The organism is Singulisphaera chitinilytica (assembly GCF_049331405.1).
In the GTDB taxonomy this organism is placed as follows: Bacteria; Planctomycetota; Planctomycetia; order Isosphaerales; family Isosphaeraceae; genus PoT.
This window is the reverse complement of record NZ_CP186274.1, coordinates 869,900-886,973: the sequence shown is the minus strand read 5'-3', so window position 1 is coordinate 886,973 and position 17,074 is coordinate 869,900. Positions and strand designations below refer to the sequence as shown.

Genomic DNA, 17,074 nt, shown 5'->3' with positions numbered 1-17,074 from the left:
GAGCCTGCGAAGTCTTTCGGAATGCGCCACGACCGGATCGACGCAATGCGATTATCGCAGTTTTACAACCTCAGGTCTCGGCCCTCGGCAGGTTCGCGAAATCGACGAAAGGGAAACGGCTCCCGGGACTTTCGCATTCCTGCGACAATATTCTCGCCGGTTTGGGCGAACTGGCATTCAAGTCTTCGGTCGCCGCGTGTGTATCTCTCGGGAGGATGACAGGATGGACGAATCGCCGAGCACACGACCGAGTCTCCTGATCCGGCTCCGCGACCCCGGGGACGAACGGGCCTGGACGGAGTTCACGGAGATCTACGGCCCGCTCGTGCATCGGCTGGCGCGGAGCCGCGGCCTGCAGGACGCGGACGCCCAGGACCTCGTGCAGGACGTCTTCCGCGCGGTGGCTCGCGCCATCGAGCGGTACGACCCCGACCCGCAACGAGGCTCATTCCGGGGCTGGCTCTCGCGGATCGCCCGCAACCTGATCATCAACGTCCTGGCCGCCCAGCGTCGGCGCCCCCAAGGGACCGGCGACACCGACATCCAGCGTTTGCTCGAAGAGCAGCCCGACCTCAATGGCGAGGACTCCGTCCTCTTCACCAACGAGTATCGGCGCAGGCTTCTCACCTGGGCGACGGGGCGGATCCGAGGCGAGTTCTCCGAGGCGGTCTGGCAGGCCTTCTGGCATGCCGGCGTCGAGGCGAAGCCCGCCAAGGAAGTGGCCGAGGCCCTGGGCATGTCCCTGGGCACGGTCTACCAGTACAAGAGCCGGGTCGTGGCCCGGCTACGACGAGAGATCGAAGACTACGACCAAGAACTGAGCGGCGAGTTCTAGGAGCCCATAATCATGGTTTCGCGGATTTATCGGACCCACTGCGACGAGTCGAAGTTGCGGTCATTCCTCGACGACCGGCTGACCTCGATCGAGTCCAACGACCTGGCCGAACACCTCGACGACTGCGAAGGCTGCCGCAAGAAGCTCGAACGGCTCGCGGCCGGCAACCGCCTCTGGGCGGAGCTCCGCCAGCTCGCCCCGGACCCCGACGCCTCGACCCCCGAGACCGAGTACATCCCCCCCTTTGCCCGCGACGAGGTCGAGGCGGGCAGCCGGGCCGAGCTGGGCCTCGACTTCCTGGCCCCTTCGGCCGACCCGGGCTCGATCGGCAAGCTCGGGGCCTATGAGGTCACCGGCGTCCTGGGTCGCGGGGGCTTCGGCGTCGTGCTGAAAGCCTTCGACCCGGCCCTGAGCCGGACGGTCGCGATCAAGGTGCTCGCCTCGAATCTGGCCACGAGCGCGGCGGCCCGGAGCCGGTTCGCCCGCGAGGCCAAGGCGGCGGCGGCCGTCGTGCATGAGAACGTCGTCGCCATCCACGCCGTCGACGAGTGGAAGGGGCTGCCGTACCTCGTGATGCCGTACATCGCCGGGCGCTCGGTGCAGCAGCGGATCGACCGCGATGGCCCCCTCGAGGTCAAGGAGATCCTCAGGATCGGCGTGCAGACGGCTCAAGGGCTCGCGGCGGCGCACGCCCAAGGGCTCGTGCATCGCGACGTGAAGCCTTCGAACATCCTGCTCGAGAACGGGGTCGAGCGCGTCAAGCTGTCCGACTTCGGCCTCGCCCGCGCCGTGGATGACGCGAGCTTGACGCAGAGCGGCGTCGTGGCCGGAACCCCGCAATACATGTCGCCCGAGCAGGCCAACGGCGACGCGGTCGACCACCGCTCCGACCTCTTCGGGCTCGGGAGTGTCCTCTACTTCATGTGCGCGGGGTTCCCCCCCTTCCGGGCCAACTCGACCCCGGCTGTCCTGCTCCGGGTGCGCGACGACCGGGCCCGGCCGCTCCGCGAGATCAACCCCGATATCCCCGAAGGCCTCGCCGCCGTCGTCGAGAAGCTCCACGCCAAGGCCCCCGGCCGTCGTTATGGCTCGGCCGAGGAAGTCGCGGACGTCCTCCAGCGCCAGCTCGCCGACCTCCAGCGAACGCCGGCTTCCCGGGCCAGGGCCAGAGTCAGGAAGCCCTTCCGCAAGATGGGTTGGAAGACCAAGACCGCCATCGGCTTGATGCTGGGATCTGTATTCGCCTTCTTCCTGGCCAACGGCGATGAGCTTCCGCCCCTCCCGACCACGCCGGCCGGCGTCTTCGCCCCGCCGGTCCCGCCCACGCCCCCGAATGCGAACGCGACGGCGAAGGCCCCGCGCCGGGGCGGCCTGTTCCGGTTCCTGTTCAACGGCGGCGGGGACTCTCGCCAGACGATCACGGGTTCGGGCACGGCCTCGTCGAAGACCTGGGAGGCGGCCGAGTTCTCGGCGATCGCCATCGCCTCAACCTTCCAGGCCGAGATCGTGAAGGGGGACGCCTTCAAGCTCGTCACGACCACCGACGACAACCTCCAGGATCACATCCGCGTCACCCAGAAGGGGCCCTCGCTCAGCATCGAGATGGAGCCGAACCTGAACTATCGGACCAAGCTGCCGCTCAAGGTCGAGATCACCCTGCCCAGACTGGAGAAGCTCGCACTCGACGGGGCCTCGAAGGCGACCCTCAAGGGGTTCCGCGGCGAGCCGAAGTTCGAGGCCGACATCGACGGAGCGAGCACCCTCGTCGGCGAACTCGCGGTGGAGTCCCTCGACCTCGAGGCGGACGGGACGAGTTCTGTCAGCCTCACCGGCGGCGCGGGGACCGCCAAGATCTCGGCCGACGGGACGAGCCGGCTCCGCCTCGCGGAATTCCCGATCAAGGTCGCCAGCCTCGAGCTCGACGGCAGCACCCACGCCCACGTCAACGTCCAGTCCGGCGACCAGCCGTTCCGGGCGGACGTCAACGGGAGTAGCGTTCTCGAAGGGACCGTCACGGCGCCCGAGGTCCAGATCGAGGCCGAGGGCTCCAGCACCGTCAAGCTCGTCGGCGCGGCCGGAGGCGCGAAGATTGAGTCGAACGGTTCGAGCCATGTCGACCTGAGCAAACTCATCCTGGATGCCCGGGAAGTCCAGGTCGTGGCCGAGGGCTCGGGCGACATCCAGCTCGCCGGCAAGGCGGCCTCGCTCCAGCTCAAGGGGGGCGGATCCAGCCAGTTCAAGCTCGCGGGGTTGAGTGTCGACGACGCCGGACTCTTCCTCGAAGGGGCGACCCTGGCCCGGATCCACGTCAACAAGAGCCTGAGCTACGTCATCGCATCCGGCTCCCAGATCCGCTACTCGGGCAAGCCGGCCAGCGTCAAGGGCCAGAAGAGCTCGGGGGCGAGCGTCAGCTCGGCCAAGTGAAGTCCGGCTGAGAAGCGTCAGGCTCAAAAAGCCGATCCGCGCGTCGGGGGAGATGGTCACCCCGACTCGCGGATTTTTCGTTTCAGAAATCGCCTGGGAGGCTCAGAGCCCCTTGGCCGAGGCCTCATCCAGATACCAGGTGACCTTGCCGGGCACCGTCTGGAGCAAGGAGCCGGGGACCTTCGGGGTCTTCGGCCCCTTGAGCGACTGGGCGACGGCCTCCGCCTTGTTGCCTCCGAAGGCGGCGACGACGATCGTGCCCGCGGCCAGGATGGGGGCGACGCCCACCGTCAGGGCCCTCCGGATCACGTTGGCCTCGCCGCCGAAGTCCTTCGCGGCATCGGCGATGGTGATCGGGTCGAGGTCCGTGAGCCTCGTCGGCAGGGCGAGGGCCTCTTCCAGTGGGAGGTCGGACGGCTCGTTGAATCCGATGTGCCCGTTACGGCCCAGGCCGAGAAGCTGGAGGTCGAGGCCGCCGTCGGCGACAATCCAGCGGTCATAGGCCGCGGCCTGCTCGGCCGCGAAGGCCTCGGGGATCGAGCCGTCGAGCACATGCGCCCGGTTCGACGGCAGGTCGACCTGGCTGAATAGGTACTTGTGCATGAAGTACCGGTAACTGTTCGGGTCGAGCGGGCTGATCGGGTAATATTCGTCGAGGTTGTAGGTGATGACGTCGGCGAACGAGAGCTCGCCCGACTTGACCAACTCGATGAGTCGGGCGTAGATGGGGATGGGGGTCGAGCCTGTCGCCAGGCCGAGGACGGCCCGGCCCCGGGCTTCCAGCGCCGATCGGGTCACCTGGGCAATCTGATCGGCGGCGGCGCGGCAGCCAGTGGGGGCATCGGCGAAGACCTGGACGGTCGCACCGGCGAGAGAAAGGACGCGTGCGGGGGCGGGCATCGACGCAAGCACTCCGAACGAAGGCGAGCAATGCCTCGCCGCCGCACTCATCTCATAGACACAAGGCTGAGCTCAGACGGCGGCGACGGCGTGGTGGGATGCGGCCGAGGCAAGCTGGCCGCTCAGGAGGCCCAGGGCAATCTGGATCGGATCGGTCGGATCCTCTTTCTCGTCACCCTGGGGGTGGTACGTCTCGATCTGGAAGAGCTCGACGCCCACGAAACGGTCGTCCGTACGGTGCGCCCGGCCCGACAGGCTGTGCCCTTCGGCCCACTCGCGAGCCAGGGCTGCGTAGGCCCGGCCGAGGTGCGAGCAATACTTGGTGTAGTCGGTCAGGAGCACCTGCGAGGCGTGGCAGTGGATCGCCCATTCCTTCGTGCGCTCGGCCTCGCCATCGTAGCTGAAGTAGGCGTTGGGCTGAGGCAAAGGACCCCAGGGGGTCCAGCCGGTCAGGATCAGCGTATCTTTGAGCTGCGAGCCGACGAGCCCGATGGCCGCGAGGGCGCGGGTCATCCGGTGGGCGACGTGGGCGTCGGTGGCCGGGGGCAGGATCAGGGCACCCGGGCGCTTGGTCGCGAACCAGTTGACGATCTTGTCGATGTCGCCGGGCGACGGCTTGTAGCCGGGGGTCCGGTACGCGTCGAGGTCCCAGCAGACGGCTTCGGCGCCCAGGACGTTGCACTCGAGGCGGAATTCGGACTCGCGGACCGAGACCTTCTTCTGGTCGTTCAGCCAGGGCGCCGCGACGTTGCGCTCGCCCGCGAAGACGAGGACCTCGACCACCGGCAGGCCGCGACGCACGGCATATTCGTGCATCAGACAGGCCGCGGTGATCGCACCGTCGTCGGCGTGGGGGCAGAGCATCACCAGGGGGCGGTCGCGGCCGATCGCATGACGAAGGCTTTCGCGCACATCCACGAGCTGACCGTGGCTGCCACAGTTCTTGACCGTCCCGAGCAAGCGATCGAAGTCGGGCTGCCAGTGCATGCTGCCAGGGGTCAGAAAGGATTTTTCCATCAGCAAGAATGCTCCGACGGAGAACTCTCGAGGCCCGTCCCGTCGAGGCGGTCACCGCAAGAGTCTACCCGACACAAGCCAATCAAAGGGGTGGCCATCACCGCGCCGAAGGCGAGAGTCAAACCGCTCAATCGACGTTCGGGTGGGCTTGGGCTCGGCGCGTGGGGGAAGTTGTTGACGAACTTTCCTCACCCATATTGTGCGGCTCGAGGCTCGGCTCGTCAACTCCCAGGCCCGATTCGGGCCCGTTTTCTCCCCGAAGGAGGCGCCGCCAAGGGACGCCTCCTCCCCATTTTTCGGCCATTTTCCGCGGGAAAAACGCCGAATTCACGAAATCCACATCAAAGCCGCTTTACATGCTCGACTCTTCGAACAAGCGGGCCCGGAACCCGGACCACTCGGTCACCTTGGGGTGGTCGTGCGCGTGCTGGGCGAGCGACTCGGAGACGCGCTTGTCCAGGTGGTTGAACCGCTCGACCAGGGTCCTCACGGCGGCCAGGGCGAGCGCCTCGGCGGCCCTCGGGTTCTCGCGGCGGAGTCGCTCGTGGGCCGCGCGATCGAGCGAGAGGATGGTGACGGGCGTCAGGGCCTTGACGCTGACCGACGGCGGGTCGGGGTGGAAGAATGCCGTGGTGCCGAAGACCGCGGGCGCGGAGAGGCGTGCCAGATGCTCGACATGCCCCCCCTCGTACTTTCGATCGATGCTCGCCTTCCCCTCGATCAGGAACGAGAGGTGCTGGCCCGGCTGCCCCTGGTGGAGCAGGATCGTCCCCTGATGCGCGTGCTTCTCGACCAGGACCTCGAGGATGGCTCGCTTCGCCTCGAGATCGACGTCGTGGAGCAAGGGCACGGACAGGAATTGTTCGGCGGCGTGCGCCTCGACCATGAGAGGGTCTCCTCATTGCTTCTCGACGAAGGTGGATGGGACGGTCGACCCCTCGCCTCCCGCCAACCGACCTCGCTGCCCCTATTCTTTCAATACGACTCCGGGGGGCAACCGGACTGACCGGTTCTGAAAGGAAGTCGTCGAAACTTCGCGGATACTGACAGGCAGGCCGCCCTCCTCCTCGCGTCAGGTTGCGTCGACTTCAACGATTATAGCGAAAATCACGGGCAGTCTTTCTCCCAACTTTCCCAACCTCCGGATTTGTCCGGATATCCCGTTGACAATCTGCCGATGGATTACGCCAGAGGGATCGTCGGTAGCGATCCGGGCATCCCTCGCATAGGAGTAAGGAATCTGCCGAGGCGGAAGGAGTCGCCATGAGACGGTCACGAGCCATTGCCTTAATGGGGCTCGTCTTTGGGCTAACCGGTTGCGCTGATACTCACCAATGCGTAATCAAGCGGCCCATGGCTGGTCCGGGGGTTTCTCCTGGCCTGGCGTGGACGAACCCCTCCTGTCAGACCTGCGTAACCCCGCCCGCCGCGCCGGTAACGGCCATGGCGAAGGCCGTAAATAACGCACCCACGCCCACCATGGCGTCCGCGCCTGCCGACGTTTCGTCCGACGTGCATACCCCCAAGACCAACGCGGCGCCCGGGACGCTCCAGGCGAAGGCACCTGCACCGACACGGGCCCAGGCGGTGGCAAGTGCCCCCGCTCCGGCTCCGGCCCCCGCCCCGCCGCCCGCCGCGGTGGCGACGACGGCGTCGAAGCCGAAGATGCCGACCTGGACGAGAGATTCGGATCCGGATCCGACGCGACCGGTCCCGGTGCCCGCGATGCCCCCGACCCCCGCGCCATCGCCTCCGGCCCAGCCGACGCGGAGGCTCACCCCGCAGCCGCCCGTCATGGCGCCCGCACCCACGAGGGTCGTCCGCTACTTCCCGCTCTTCGACTCGAGCCAGAAGCGGGCCGAGAGCCTCTGGGAGTTCACCCCGCCCGACCCGCTGGGCGTGCGGACGGCGATCGCTCGCGACGCCGACCTGCAGCGTGCCTCGCTCTCCGCGGCGGCCACGACCCCGGTCACGAACGGATATCTGTCAGGCATGACCCCGGTCATGAACGGATATCAGGCCCCCGCGCCGGCTAACGCCCCTTGCGGATGCAACCCCTCGGCCCAGCCAGGGCAACGCAAGTCGTGGCTGTCTCGGATGTTCCCGATGTGGTCGACCTGCCCCGATCAGGCCAGCCACGTCCACACCCCGAGCTTCGCCCCGCAACCGGCCCCCTCGAGCGGGGTCATCCCGGCCTCGGTCCTGGTCCCCACCGCGATGACCAGGCCTGACGCCGTCGGGCCCATGCTCGACGTCGGCACACCCCTGGGGACGAAATACGGCGTGGTGAAGGCCCGAGATCACGACGAGAAGGTCCTGCACCTCGAACTGGCCACCGACAACGACCGGACCTATGCGGCGCAGCGAGTCGAAGCGAAGCCGTCGGGAGGCTTCTTCGGGATGTTCCCGGCCTCGAAGCCCAACGACGTCAAGCGTGAGTCGCCCGTCGGCCGGTTCATGAGGCGGATTCAGGGGGCCTCGAATGCCTTCGTCGACCCCGACTCAGTCCGGCGAAAAGCGAACGATCTCCCGCAAGGGACCGAGGGTATCCAGCGAGTCTCGGCCGAGCGCATCGACAAAACGCCTCAGCGTTAACTCCAGGTGCTCGGCGATCTCCGGGTACTGCTCGGCCAGGTTGTTCTGATCCCAACGATCCTCCGGCTTCCGGTACAATTCCGGGGGCCTCGGAGGATCGTCTGGATCCGGGTTGATCGGCACGATCAGGTACCACAACTGCGTCCGGATCGCGTACTCCTCGACGTCCATGCCGAGGCAGGCGAAGTCGCGGACCTTCGTCTGCTCGCCGCGGATCAGGGGCAAGAGGTCGTGCCCGTGTATCTCGTCGACCGGCGGGAGCCCGAGCGCGGCGACGATCGTCGGGAAGAGGTCGACCGTCTGCACGAGGCCCAGGTGGCGAGAGCCGCCGAAGCGGCCCCCTGGCATTCTGATGATGAGCGGGGTATGCACCAGTTCTTCATAGAGCCAGGGGCGGAAACGCCTGACGATGCCGTGCTCTCCCAGCGGCTCCCCCTGGTCGCTCGTGAAGACGATGAGCGTGTCGTCCATGCGACCCAGCTCCTTCAACGACTCGAAGAGCTTGCCGAGGCAGTGGTCGACCAGGCTCACGGTCCCCGCGTAGGTCCGCCTGAGCCGCAATAGCTCGGCCTCGTCGAGTACGTCGCCGACGACCCCGCCGGGGACGTCGATCAGCGCGCGGACCTCTTCCAGGTCGAGCTCCTCCTCGTCATCGTCCTCGATGAGATCCCCTTCCTCCCCCGCCTCGAACTCGTCGGGGTCGGCGGCGGCGTACATATCGCGGAAGGGCTCGGGAGGATCCCAGGGTCCGTGCGGGCTGAACAGGTCGAGCCAGAGCAGGAACGGGTTCGGATCCCCGTCCTGGCGCTCGAGCCAGTGGATCGCCGCGTCGACGGTCCGGGCGACGCCCGAGGTCTCGGGCGTGTCGGGCTTGAGCACGGCCCGGTTGCGAAGGAACTGCTCCCAGCGCTCTTTCCAGAGGTCGTGGTCTGGGTCGTCCTCGGGGGGCAGCCGCAGGCCTGGCTCGTCGCGGAGCCGGACCTTGCCGACGCGCGGGTCCTTGGGAGGAACGAGCGGGTCGTACCCCTGGCCCCGGACCCAGACGACGTCATCGAACCCCCGGCCGAACCCCTGCCCGGCGTCGCGGAGCAAGGGGACGTCGGAGATGAAGGCGGTCCGAACCCCTTGCTTCCAGAGGAGATCGGGCAGGATCGTCTCGTCGTGGCGGAGCGGGGTCCACCCCTGGTCGGGGTCGGGGAAGCCGTATCGGCCGGTCCACCAGCTTCGCCGGGTGGGCAGGGTCGTCACGTTCTCGGGGAAATGGTGGTCGAAGACGACCCCCTCCGCGGCCAGGCGGTCGAGGTTCGGCGTCTCGATCCAGCTATTGCCGTAGGAACCCAGGAACCCGAGATGCAAGCTGTTGCAGACCACGACGATGACATTCATGGCGGAAATTGTAACCTGCCGCGAGGGCGTCGTCAGCAGCGCCTGCTTCGGAGAAACGCCTGAGAGATATTTCACCCGTGCCCGCGCCCTGAAGGCAGGGCCCTTTCATCCCCCCTCCCACGCTCTTAGGATGTCGAACATGCGGGCCTGGCCCCGCCCTGCCCGGATCGGGTCGATCTGCTACCAGCCGAGGAGACACCGCCTTGATGTACGAATCGCTCGGGTTCCCGAACCCGAATCGGAGTCGGTTGCGACGTTGGAAGAGTTCTGCACTCCCGGCACTGGCGTTGATGGGGATTGGGCTCGTCTTCGCCCCGAGCGCCCCGGCACAGATCATCACGAAGGTGGAAGGCGCCGAGGATCATCGGAAGCCGATCGCAATCCTGGAGCCGACGCCGTTCCGGGTCTATCAACGCGGCAACGACAATCGTGCGGACATCAGCATCTCTCTCAGTGATGGCCTGACAGCCGAGGACATCGAGAATGTCTCCCTCTTCGCGCATCATTCGGATCCCTTGAAACCGGCGATCCCCGTCGACGGTTGGTCCTACCGCGAGGGCGTGCTGAAGAACGTGCCGGTTGGCGGACCCTACTTGGTCAACGTGACCCTGAAGCTGGAGTCCGTGAAGAAACTGGGAGCCGACGCAACAGCGTTTTCGATCGGCCGGCTCTTCGTCGGCGACCTCTGGGTCCTCGCCGGGCAGTCGAACATGGAGGGGGTCGGCGACCTCGTCGATGTGACGCCCCCCTCGAATCTCGTGAGCCTGCTGGGGATGAACGGCAAGTGGTCGAAGGCCGAGGAGCCGCTGCACTGGCTGGTCGATTCCCCCGACCCCGTCCACTCCCTGAACCCGGCCGACCGCGAGGCCCGCTCCAAGGCCTTCCATAAGGCCCGGACCAAGGGGACGGGCCTGGGCCTCCCCTTCGCCACCGTGCTCGCATCGACGACCAACGTCCCCATCGGCCTCATCGCCTGCGCCCACGGCGGCACGAGCATGGCGCAGTGGGATCCGGCCAAGAAGGGGGAAGGCGGCAACAGCCTTTACGGCTCCATGCTCCGCCAGTTCAAGCTCGCCGGGGGCAAGGTCCGGGGCGTCCTCTGGTATCAAGGCGAGGCCGAGGCGAACCCCGACGCCTCGAAGATCTATCCCCGGGTCTTCGCCGACTTCATCGCCGCGGTCCGCTCCGACTTCGGCCAGCCCGACCTGCCCTTCTACCTCGTGCAGCTCGGCCGGTTCTCCAACCCCAGCGACCCGAAGTTCTGGAACGCCGTCCAGGAGGCCCAGCGCCTGATCCCGGATCGGATCCCGAACACGGCGGTCGTCGCCGCTGTGGACCTCGACCTCGACGACGGCATCCACATCGGCACGCCCGGCCTGAAGCGGCTGGGGGCACGCCTCGCCCGTATCGCCATCCGCGAGGTCTTCGGCCAGGCCGGGGCCACGACGCCGACCCTGGAGCGCGTCAGCAAGCTCGACGACCGGACCCTGGCCGTCAAGTTCAAGGGGGTCAACCGCGTCGACGGCTCCGGATTCCCCCAGACTCCGGCCCATCACTACCCGGGCTTCGCCAAGATCCTGGACGCCCCGAAGCTCGGCCCTCAGGAGGCGGCCCCGTATCGAGGGCTCCAGCCGGCGCGACACATCGGCGGGTTCTCGATCCGTAAGCCCGACGGCACGATCATCCCGATCATCTTCGACGCCAGGGTCGGGCCGTCGCAGGATACCGTTCTCATCAAGCTCGACGCCGCCTGTCCGCCGGGGGCAGAGCTCTGGTACGGCCACGGCCTCGACCCTTATTGCAACCTCACCGACGCCCTCGACATGGCCGTGCCGGTCTTCGGCCCGGTCCCCCTCGATCCCATCATCAAGTAAACGAACGAACACATCAGCCAACCAGGAGACGAACCCCATGAGCCGGATCACGTTCCTCGCGATGCTCGCCGCCTTTTCCTCGGCGGCATCAACGGCAGGCGCCGCGGAGCCCGGGCCGATCAAGGCCCTGATCATCACCGGAGACAACGTCGGGGCCCATGACTGGAAGGGGACAACGCAGATCTTCCAGGACTTCCTCGCCGCGCCGGGACGCATCAGCATCGACGTGACGACGACCCCGACAAAGGACCTGACCCCCGAGAACCTGGCCAAGTACGACGTCCTCCTGCTGAACTACAAGGACACCGCGCAAGGGGCCGCCGACACGCGTTGGTCGGAGGCGAACAAAGAGGCCTTCCTCAAGGCCGTGCACGGGGGCAAAGGGCTGGTCGTCGCCCACTTCGCGTCCGCCTCGTTCACCAAGCCCAACTGGGAGGAATTCGAGCGGGCCATCGCCGGCGGCTGGAGATCCCAGGGTTTCCACGGCCCGGCGCATGAGTTCGTGGTCAAGAAGAGCGCCCAGAAACACCCCATCTCCGAGGGCCTCGTCGAGAAGTTCGACCACCCGATTGACGAGCTCTATCAGAACTCGCTGCTGCCCGAGGGCAGCGTCGTCCTGGCCACCGCCTATTCCGACCCCGCCAAGCCCAAGGGGACCGGCAAGGACGAGGCCGTCATCTGGGTGAACCACTACGGAAAAGGCCGCGTTTTCAATTCCGTCCTCGGCCACGGCTCGAAGGCGATGGCCGACCCCAATTACCAGGCCTGGATGCGTCGCGGCCTCGAGTGGGCGGCCGCCGGCGAGGTCACCTCGCAAACGAAGTGACGGGGAGATTCCTCCGCTGCGTTCGGTCGAAATCGGGGAGAATTGACGACCCGAGATCGAATGAAACGCGATCCCCGAACGTATAAAAGATTCAGGTCGTGGAGATCGGCCGCAGCCCGTACGCTCGGCCGATCTCGCTCCTTTCCTGGCCCCGGCGAAAGTTCCCCCCGTCGCCTTACCGGGCATGTCACTCGGTTCGAGCCCTAGAGGCTTCCGAACGTTCTCGGGAGCGTTCATCCGCAACGAGGGGCGAGACGTTGAAGATCACCACGCGATTCCTCCTGGCGCTGGTTTTGGTGGCCTCGATCGGCTTCGCCGCGCTCCATTACGCGACGCAGGAGTGGATGGGCGGATTCTATCTCTTGACCCACGCCATCCTGATCCTGTCGATGGTCGGCGCGATCTGCCGCAAGCCGCCGGAGCGTGCGTTGTGGCTCGGCTTCGCCTTGTGCGGCTCGATCTACCTGTGGTGGGCGCTGCACCCGCCCCCGAGGGGCATGACGCCCGTCAGCCCCGTGGTCATTTTCCAGGGAGATGTCGACTCAAACTTCGACCCGACGTTCCGATGGGCTCGAGAGCATGTCATCCAAGAATGTCTCATCAGCCTCTTCGTCGCATCCCTAGGCGGATTGTTGGCCCGGCTCATATTCGGTACCTCACCTCCCCTATCCCCGGATCAGGAATCCGAGTCTATCCCACCAATAGGCCGGCCGGCGACGGGGATTCGCCGGTGGAGGATCGCCGCCATCGCGACCCTCGCGGCGATCATCATCATCTCGGCATTCTTCACTCTCGCGAGGCGGTCTGATCCGGCCCTCTGGGTCGGCTCCGTGCACTTCGCGACCTGGGGGATACTGGGATTCCTGGCGATCGGGGCGGCCTGCTGGAGCGGCAGGCCTCGCATGGTCTGCTTCGGGGCGGCCCTCTTCGGCATCGGCTACATGATCTTGAACCGCGGGCCTGATCGCCTCGTAGGTTGGTACGTCGATAGATACGGATATGAACGTCTCATCGGGGACCAGTTCCTGCTGTCCTTGCCGGTACCCCTGAAGATCCCACCATTCACGAGCGGATTCCCGGCCGAGTCGGCCGCCGTCGCCGAGTCGAACGCCAGGATCCGCACCGCGCTCGAGCAGACGATCCCGCTAACATTCCCCGACGGGATTCCCCTGCAGGATTTCATCAAGTACCTCCGAGCCGCAACGAGATCTCCCGATGGACACGAGATTCTTATTCATGTCGATTCGAATATCCTGGAACAATCAGACGAGCAGGCCGAAGACGATCTCACCATGCAATCCCCGGTCCGGGTCGACATCGAAGGCAATCCCCTGAGTGCCTCGCTTCGCGTCGCCCTGGATGACCTCGGGCTCGCGTATCAAATCAAGGATGGCGTGCTGTCGATCGTCCGGGAAGCCGAGGTGCCTCCCTCACTCGATCACCGCCTGATCCTGGGCCATTGCATCATGGCCCTCATCGCCGCGGCCATCGGAGCCGGAGCGGTCCCACTTCTTATCAAAATATCGTGATCACTTTTGATATTTTTACACATTAACAAGTTTTCCTTCAAACTTAGAGTCAGGGCGGACCATCGCCATGAGCTCGGCTTTTGCCAACGGTTTCGTTGCTCTAACGTTCCGAACGATGCCAACTCCATATCCAGGGCTTTGGCTTGAGATTTGCCTCGGGCTTTTAAGAATTCGTGCGGAAATCCGGTGGAGAGGCCCTTCATTTCGAAGCGACTCGGCCCAAGATCTCCGTCAGGATGTTCGAGGTTTGAGGCCTCCGCATCGCCTCGGTTGCTCACTTGCGAGAGGGATCGGGGCGATTGCCAGATTGACAACCATTCTGCTCATCCATGAAGGAGCGACCCATGAGTGACGAACTCGCCGATCTGCTCCCCGAGGCGGTCCGCTTCCACTGCCAGATCTGCAATCGGTTCAAGACGGGGACCTCGGAAGACCTGGATCGTTACATCAAGCACGACTCACAATGGCCCATCTGCTGCGGGGCCCGGATGTCGGTCATCCTGAGCGACGGCCCGACGAAATCGCCCGAGCGATCCAGCCGATGATCCGCAAAGGCCAATGACATTCACGAGGCCGACCAATGCCGATTGGAGCCTGGCGCGAGGCTCGGATATCACGCAATGAGCGTGAACCTGGCGGACGCCCGGGTTATCTTCATCGGGTACACCCCGCGCAGGAACGGAGAGGCGTCATGAAAGGCGCGATCTGTTCCGAAGCACCATAAGTTCTCGAGGTCCTCGCCAACATTCCCATGGTCCCGCCCGGGCAGCATGACTACAGCGGGCTCCGCCTGACGAGGCACGCCCTGGAGCGATTCGTCGAGCGTTTCGGGGCCGAGTCCCTGGAGGCCGAGCCCTCGTTGCGAAAGGCTCTGGCCCGCTGCCGACGCCTCGGGCGCAACGCCGAGAACGGCGCGATCGCCGTCCTGGCAATGCACCAGAACCGGGTGCTGATCGCCATCCTCCAGCAGTCGAGTTGCCTGACCGTCCTCACCTGGAAACAGTTCCTCCCCCGCCTCCCCGAGTTCGGCCGCACCCACGTCCCTCGCAAGTGGGGAAGATTACTGCGTAGGCTCACCGACCCTGAGGTATAAGTGCAGGGTGCATCGAAGAAAGGGCGTGCGGGACACCCATCGCGGTTGTCCCGGACACCCTTATCTTTCGGAATCGTAGGCCGATCGCTCGTCGAGGCTCAGTCGGCGAAGCGGTAGCGGACGATGCAGTAGAGGGCCTGCACGCCGTCCTTCCAGCCGATCTTCTTGCCTTCGCGATAGTCGCGGCCGTTGTAGCTGACCGGGATCTCGTAGATCCGGCAGCGGCGGGCCGGGCGGCCTTCGAGCGCCGGGACCTCGAAGCGGGCGACCTTGGCCGTGACCTCCGGCTCGAAGCCGAACCGGTTGCTCTGGAGCTTGATGTTCTGGATCACTTCCCGACGGAAGACCTTGTAGCAGACCTCCATGTCGGTCAGGTTCAGGTCGGTGAAGAAGTTCGAGAGCAGGGTGAGGAAGCGGTTCGCCATGGAGTGCCAGAAGTGGAGCACCCGGTGCGACTCGCCGATGAACCGGGAGCCGAAGACCACATCAGCCTTGCCCTCGAGGATCGGGGCGATGAGCTGCGGATACTGGTTGGGGTCGTATTCGAGGTCGGCGTCCTGCACGATCACGATCTGGCCGGTGGCGTGGGCGAAGCCCGTGCGCAAGGCGGCGCCTTTGCCCTGGTTCACGTCGTGGAAGACGATCGTCAGGTCGGGGTTGTCGGCGGCCATCTCCTTGAGGAGTTCGGTCGTCCCGTCCTTGGAGCAGTCATCGACGAGGATGATCTGCTTGTTGATCGGCACGGCGCGGACCTGGCGGAGGATCTCGTGGATCGTGTTCCGCTCGTTGTAGACGGGGATCACCACCGAGAGGACCAGGTCGTCGGGGATCCGGTAGATCCCCCACTGGCGACAGACCGCCTCGCCGAAGGTCCGAAGCAACCACTCGGTACGGTCGCGTTCGTCGTCGAGGAAGGTCGGAGTCTGGGCCTCTTCGGTCATTGTGGACGTGGGAGGAACGGGAAGGGCGCCGAATTCCATGGTGATTTTCCTCCTTGTCGGGCCGTTCGCTCGAAGTCCTTTCGAGGCCGACCCTAACAAAGCCGGGTTTGCCGCAGCCGAAGATTATACGAATAAACCTGTCTCATTCCCAGAGAATCTGAAACCCAATTCAACGCCCCTCTGATAAGTTCACTTTGGGGCGGGAATGACGAACGTCAGCCGGATTTGGCCCTGGACGGGCGATGCGTCAGGGCGAAGAAGTACCATTTCAGGTAATGCGGGAGCCACTGCCTGAGCTTGAACCGCGACTCCCCGGCCGAGCGATCGCGCCAGGTCGAGGGGACCTCGGTGATCCGCCTCCCCCTGGCGAATGCCTTGGCCGTGATCTCGAGCGAGTACTCGAATCCCCCTTCGCTCTCGATCGGGGTCTCGAGCAGGACCTCGCGGCGATAGGCCCGGAAGGCGTTCGTGGCGTCGTGCGTCGGCAGGCCTGCGATCCAGTAGAGGCTCACCCCGGCCACGCGGGACATCAGCTTCTTGAGCTTCGGCCCGCCGATCTGCCGGCCCCCCTTCATGTATCGCGATGCGCAGACGATGTCATACCCCTGATTCGTGATCAGTTCCACCATTTTGGGGACGACGGCGACGTCATCCGAGAGGTCCGCCATCGTGACAATGACCACCTCGGCGGTCGTCGCGTTGATCCCGGCCCGGACGGCGTTCAGGACGCCCTTCCCCAGGTCGTTCTTGACGAGATGGACGAAGGGATACTGAGGCGCGAGTTCGCGGACGACGGGGACGGTGTTGTCCCCGTCGAAGTCGTAGACGACCAGGACGCGCTTGGGGATCTTGACGTTCGCGTAGATCTCGGCGAGGGCCCGCCCGATGTTGGCTCCCTCGTTGTAGACGGGCATCACGAAGTCGAGCGGGGCGGGCTGGTCGGTTCCTGCCGGCGTCTGGGTCGTCGCGTGACCAGGAGCATCTGCTTGCCCAGGAGCCACTGCGCCGGTCTGAGGGCCAGGTACAGGCGGATCAATGGGAGCCATTGGGGATACCAGCTCTTGGTGGTGTAAGGAAGGAAGCGCGAGCGGCACTCGAGGATCTCGAACCCCGACATCTTGCACGCCTCGACCATCCCCTTCTCGGTCAGGGGCAGGGTGTGGTCGACGTAGTCCCAGAAGGCGCCCCCGACCCAGCGCACGTTCGGTTGCATGATGATCAGGCGACCGCCCGGCTTGAGGATCTGGCGGATCGCCTGGAGCACTTCGAGCAGGGTGTCGGGCCCGCGGAAGTGCTCGAAGACGTTGCTGGCGAAGGCGAGGTCCACGCTCTCTGGCGCGATCACGTCCCCCATCCGCTCAAGCGTGAGGGTGAAGACCTCGACCCCGGCATCGGCGGTCCGCACCGTGTCGGGGTTGAGGTCGACCGCGATCCTCCGACGGGCCTCGACCTGGTTGATGAAGTCGCAATAGCCCGCGCCGACGTCCAGGACCGTGCCATCCGCCGGGATGTAGCGCCGGAAGAACGACCGGTAGAGGGTCTTCCAGAGCCGGGCCTTCGCCCGACGTTCCCCTTCCGAGAATCGAGCGGCGTAGATCCGGTCGAGGGCGCTGTCGATCCGAGTAGGTGTCACGCGCGGGGCGACTCCAGGAGG

At 65.6% G+C, this 17,074-nt stretch carries 15 protein-coding genes; 8 read left to right on the top strand and 7 right to left on the bottom strand.

Annotation, left to right across the window (positions count from 1 at the left end; translation table 11 throughout):
- The first annotated feature begins 223 nt into the window (after positions 1-223).
- Positions 224-835: an RNA polymerase sigma factor gene (locus ACOYYX_RS03225; protein ID WP_422928497.1), complete on the top strand. Its 612-nt coding sequence runs from the start codon at positions 224-226 to the stop codon at positions 833-835.
- 12 nt (positions 836-847) lie between these two features.
- Positions 848-3,259, top strand: a complete 2,412-nt coding sequence (locus ACOYYX_RS03220) for a protein kinase domain-containing protein (RefSeq protein WP_422928496.1) — start codon at positions 848-850, stop codon at positions 3,257-3,259.
- Between the two features lie 102 nt (positions 3,260-3,361).
- Here the strand turns inward: ACOYYX_RS03220 and ACOYYX_RS03215 are convergent, their stop codons facing one another.
- The 3 genes from ACOYYX_RS03215 to ACOYYX_RS03205 form a co-directional block, all read right to left on the bottom strand.
- Complete coding sequence (locus ACOYYX_RS03215; protein ID WP_422928495.1) at positions 3,362-4,159, bottom strand: glucosamine-6-phosphate deaminase; 798 nt, start codon at positions 4,157-4,159, stop codon at positions 3,362-3,364.
- Between the two features lie 72 nt (positions 4,160-4,231).
- Complete coding sequence (locus tag ACOYYX_RS03210; protein ID WP_422928494.1) at positions 4,232-5,176, bottom strand: PIG-L deacetylase family protein; 945 nt, start codon at positions 5,174-5,176, stop codon at positions 4,232-4,234.
- Between the two features lie 352 nt (positions 5,177-5,528).
- On the bottom strand, positions 5,529-6,062 hold the full coding sequence (locus ACOYYX_RS03205) for a cyclic nucleotide-binding domain-containing protein (RefSeq protein WP_422928493.1): 534 nt from the start codon (positions 6,060-6,062) through the stop codon (positions 5,529-5,531).
- A gap of 557 nt (positions 6,063-6,619) precedes the next feature.
- Between ACOYYX_RS03205 and ACOYYX_RS03200 the strand changes: the two genes are divergently transcribed.
- Positions 6,620-7,771: a hypothetical protein gene (locus ACOYYX_RS03200; protein ID WP_422928492.1), complete on the top strand. Its 1,152-nt coding sequence runs from the start codon at positions 6,620-6,622 to the stop codon at positions 7,769-7,771.
- Here ACOYYX_RS03200 and ACOYYX_RS03195 read toward each other — a convergent pair.
- Entirely contained in the window at positions 7,679-9,157 is a 1,479-nt protein-coding gene (locus ACOYYX_RS03195; RefSeq protein ID WP_422928491.1) for a sulfatase family protein, read from the bottom strand. The genes ACOYYX_RS03200 and ACOYYX_RS03195 overlap by 93 nt on opposite strands.
- Before the next feature lie 206 nt (positions 9,158-9,363).
- On the opposite strand from ACOYYX_RS03195, the gene ACOYYX_RS03190 reads away from it, so the two are divergent.
- The 5 genes from ACOYYX_RS03190 (at position 9,364) to ACOYYX_RS03170 (ending at position 14,479) form a co-directional block, all read left to right on the top strand.
- Positions 9,364-11,031, top strand: a complete 1,668-nt coding sequence (locus ACOYYX_RS03190) for a sialate O-acetylesterase (protein WP_422928490.1) — start codon at positions 9,364-9,366, stop codon at positions 11,029-11,031.
- 37 nt (positions 11,032-11,068) lie between these two features.
- On the top strand, positions 11,069-11,857 hold the full coding sequence (locus ACOYYX_RS03185) for a ThuA domain-containing protein (protein ID WP_422928489.1): 789 nt from the start codon (positions 11,069-11,071) through the stop codon (positions 11,855-11,857).
- 257 nt (positions 11,858-12,114) lie between these two features.
- The gene (locus ACOYYX_RS03180) at positions 12,115-13,386 is read left to right on the top strand and encodes a hypothetical protein (RefSeq protein WP_422928488.1); all 1,272 of its coding nucleotides are present in this window, start codon (positions 12,115-12,117) and stop codon (positions 13,384-13,386) included.
- A gap of 344 nt (positions 13,387-13,730) precedes the next feature.
- Positions 13,731-13,931, top strand: coding sequence for a hypothetical protein (locus tag ACOYYX_RS03175; RefSeq protein WP_422928487.1), 201 nt, complete (start codon positions 13,731-13,733; stop codon positions 13,929-13,931).
- A gap of 206 nt (positions 13,932-14,137) precedes the next feature.
- Positions 14,138-14,479: a hypothetical protein gene (locus tag ACOYYX_RS03170; RefSeq protein ID WP_422928486.1), complete on the top strand. Its 342-nt coding sequence runs from the start codon at positions 14,138-14,140 to the stop codon at positions 14,477-14,479.
- A gap of 98 nt (positions 14,480-14,577) precedes the next feature.
- On the opposite strand, the gene ACOYYX_RS03165 is transcribed toward ACOYYX_RS03170, so the two are convergent.
- The 3 genes from ACOYYX_RS03165 to ACOYYX_RS03155 all read right to left on the bottom strand — a co-directional run bounded on the left by ACOYYX_RS03165 (position 14,578) and on the right by ACOYYX_RS03155 (position 17,053).
- Entirely contained in the window at positions 14,578-15,420 is an 843-nt protein-coding gene (locus tag ACOYYX_RS03165) for a glycosyltransferase family 2 protein (RefSeq protein WP_422931583.1), read from the bottom strand.
- A 215-nt stretch (positions 15,421-15,635) separates the two neighbouring features.
- Positions 15,636-16,334, bottom strand: coding sequence for a glycosyltransferase (locus tag ACOYYX_RS03160; RefSeq protein WP_422928485.1), 699 nt, complete (start codon positions 16,332-16,334; stop codon positions 15,636-15,638).
- The gene (locus tag ACOYYX_RS03155; protein WP_422928484.1) at positions 16,334-17,053 is read right to left on the bottom strand and encodes a class I SAM-dependent methyltransferase; all 720 of its coding nucleotides are present in this window, start codon (positions 17,051-17,053) and stop codon (positions 16,334-16,336) included. The genes ACOYYX_RS03160 and ACOYYX_RS03155 overlap by 1 nt, the downstream gene beginning before the upstream one ends.
- Positions 17,054-17,074: the final 21 nt, after the last annotated feature.

Excerpts from the sequence above, each read along its gene's own strand:
- ACOYYX_RS03175 (WP_422928487.1), top strand. The coding sequence starts at position 13,731 with ATGAGTGACGAACTCGCCGATCTGCTCCCCGAGGCGGTCCGCTTCCAC.
- ACOYYX_RS03200 (WP_422928492.1), top strand. The coding sequence starts at position 6,620 with ATGGCGAAGGCCGTAAATAACGCACCCACGCCCACCATGGCGTCCGCG.
- ACOYYX_RS03195 (WP_422928491.1), bottom strand. The coding sequence starts at position 9,157 with ATGAATGTCATCGTCGTGGTCTGCAACAGCTTGCATCTCGGGTTCCTG.
- ACOYYX_RS03205 (WP_422928493.1), bottom strand. The coding sequence starts at position 6,062 with ATGGTCGAGGCGCACGCCGCCGAACAATTCCTGTCCGTGCCCTTGCTC.
- ACOYYX_RS03170 (WP_422928486.1), top strand. The coding sequence starts at position 14,138 with ATGGTCCCGCCCGGGCAGCATGACTACAGCGGGCTCCGCCTGACGAGG.
- ACOYYX_RS03160 (WP_422928485.1), bottom strand. The coding sequence starts at position 16,334 with ATGCCCGTCTACAACGAGGGAGCCAACATCGGGCGGGCCCTCGCCGAG.
- ACOYYX_RS03210 (WP_422928494.1), bottom strand. The coding sequence starts at position 5,176 with ATGGAAAAATCCTTTCTGACCCCTGGCAGCATGCACTGGCAGCCCGAC.
- ACOYYX_RS03190 (WP_422928490.1), top strand. The coding sequence starts at position 9,364 with ATGTACGAATCGCTCGGGTTCCCGAACCCGAATCGGAGTCGGTTGCGA.
- ACOYYX_RS03165 (WP_422931583.1), bottom strand. The coding sequence starts at position 15,420 with ATGACCGAAGAGGCCCAGACTCCGACCTTCCTCGACGACGAACGCGAC.
- ACOYYX_RS03220 (WP_422928496.1), top strand. The coding sequence starts at position 848 with ATGGTTTCGCGGATTTATCGGACCCACTGCGACGAGTCGAAGTTGCGG.
- ACOYYX_RS03225 (WP_422928497.1), top strand. The coding sequence starts at position 224 with ATGGACGAATCGCCGAGCACACGACCGAGTCTCCTGATCCGGCTCCGC.
- ACOYYX_RS03185 (WP_422928489.1), top strand. The coding sequence starts at position 11,069 with ATGAGCCGGATCACGTTCCTCGCGATGCTCGCCGCCTTTTCCTCGGCG.
- ACOYYX_RS03215 (WP_422928495.1), bottom strand. The coding sequence starts at position 4,159 with ATGCCCGCCCCCGCACGCGTCCTTTCTCTCGCCGGTGCGACCGTCCAG.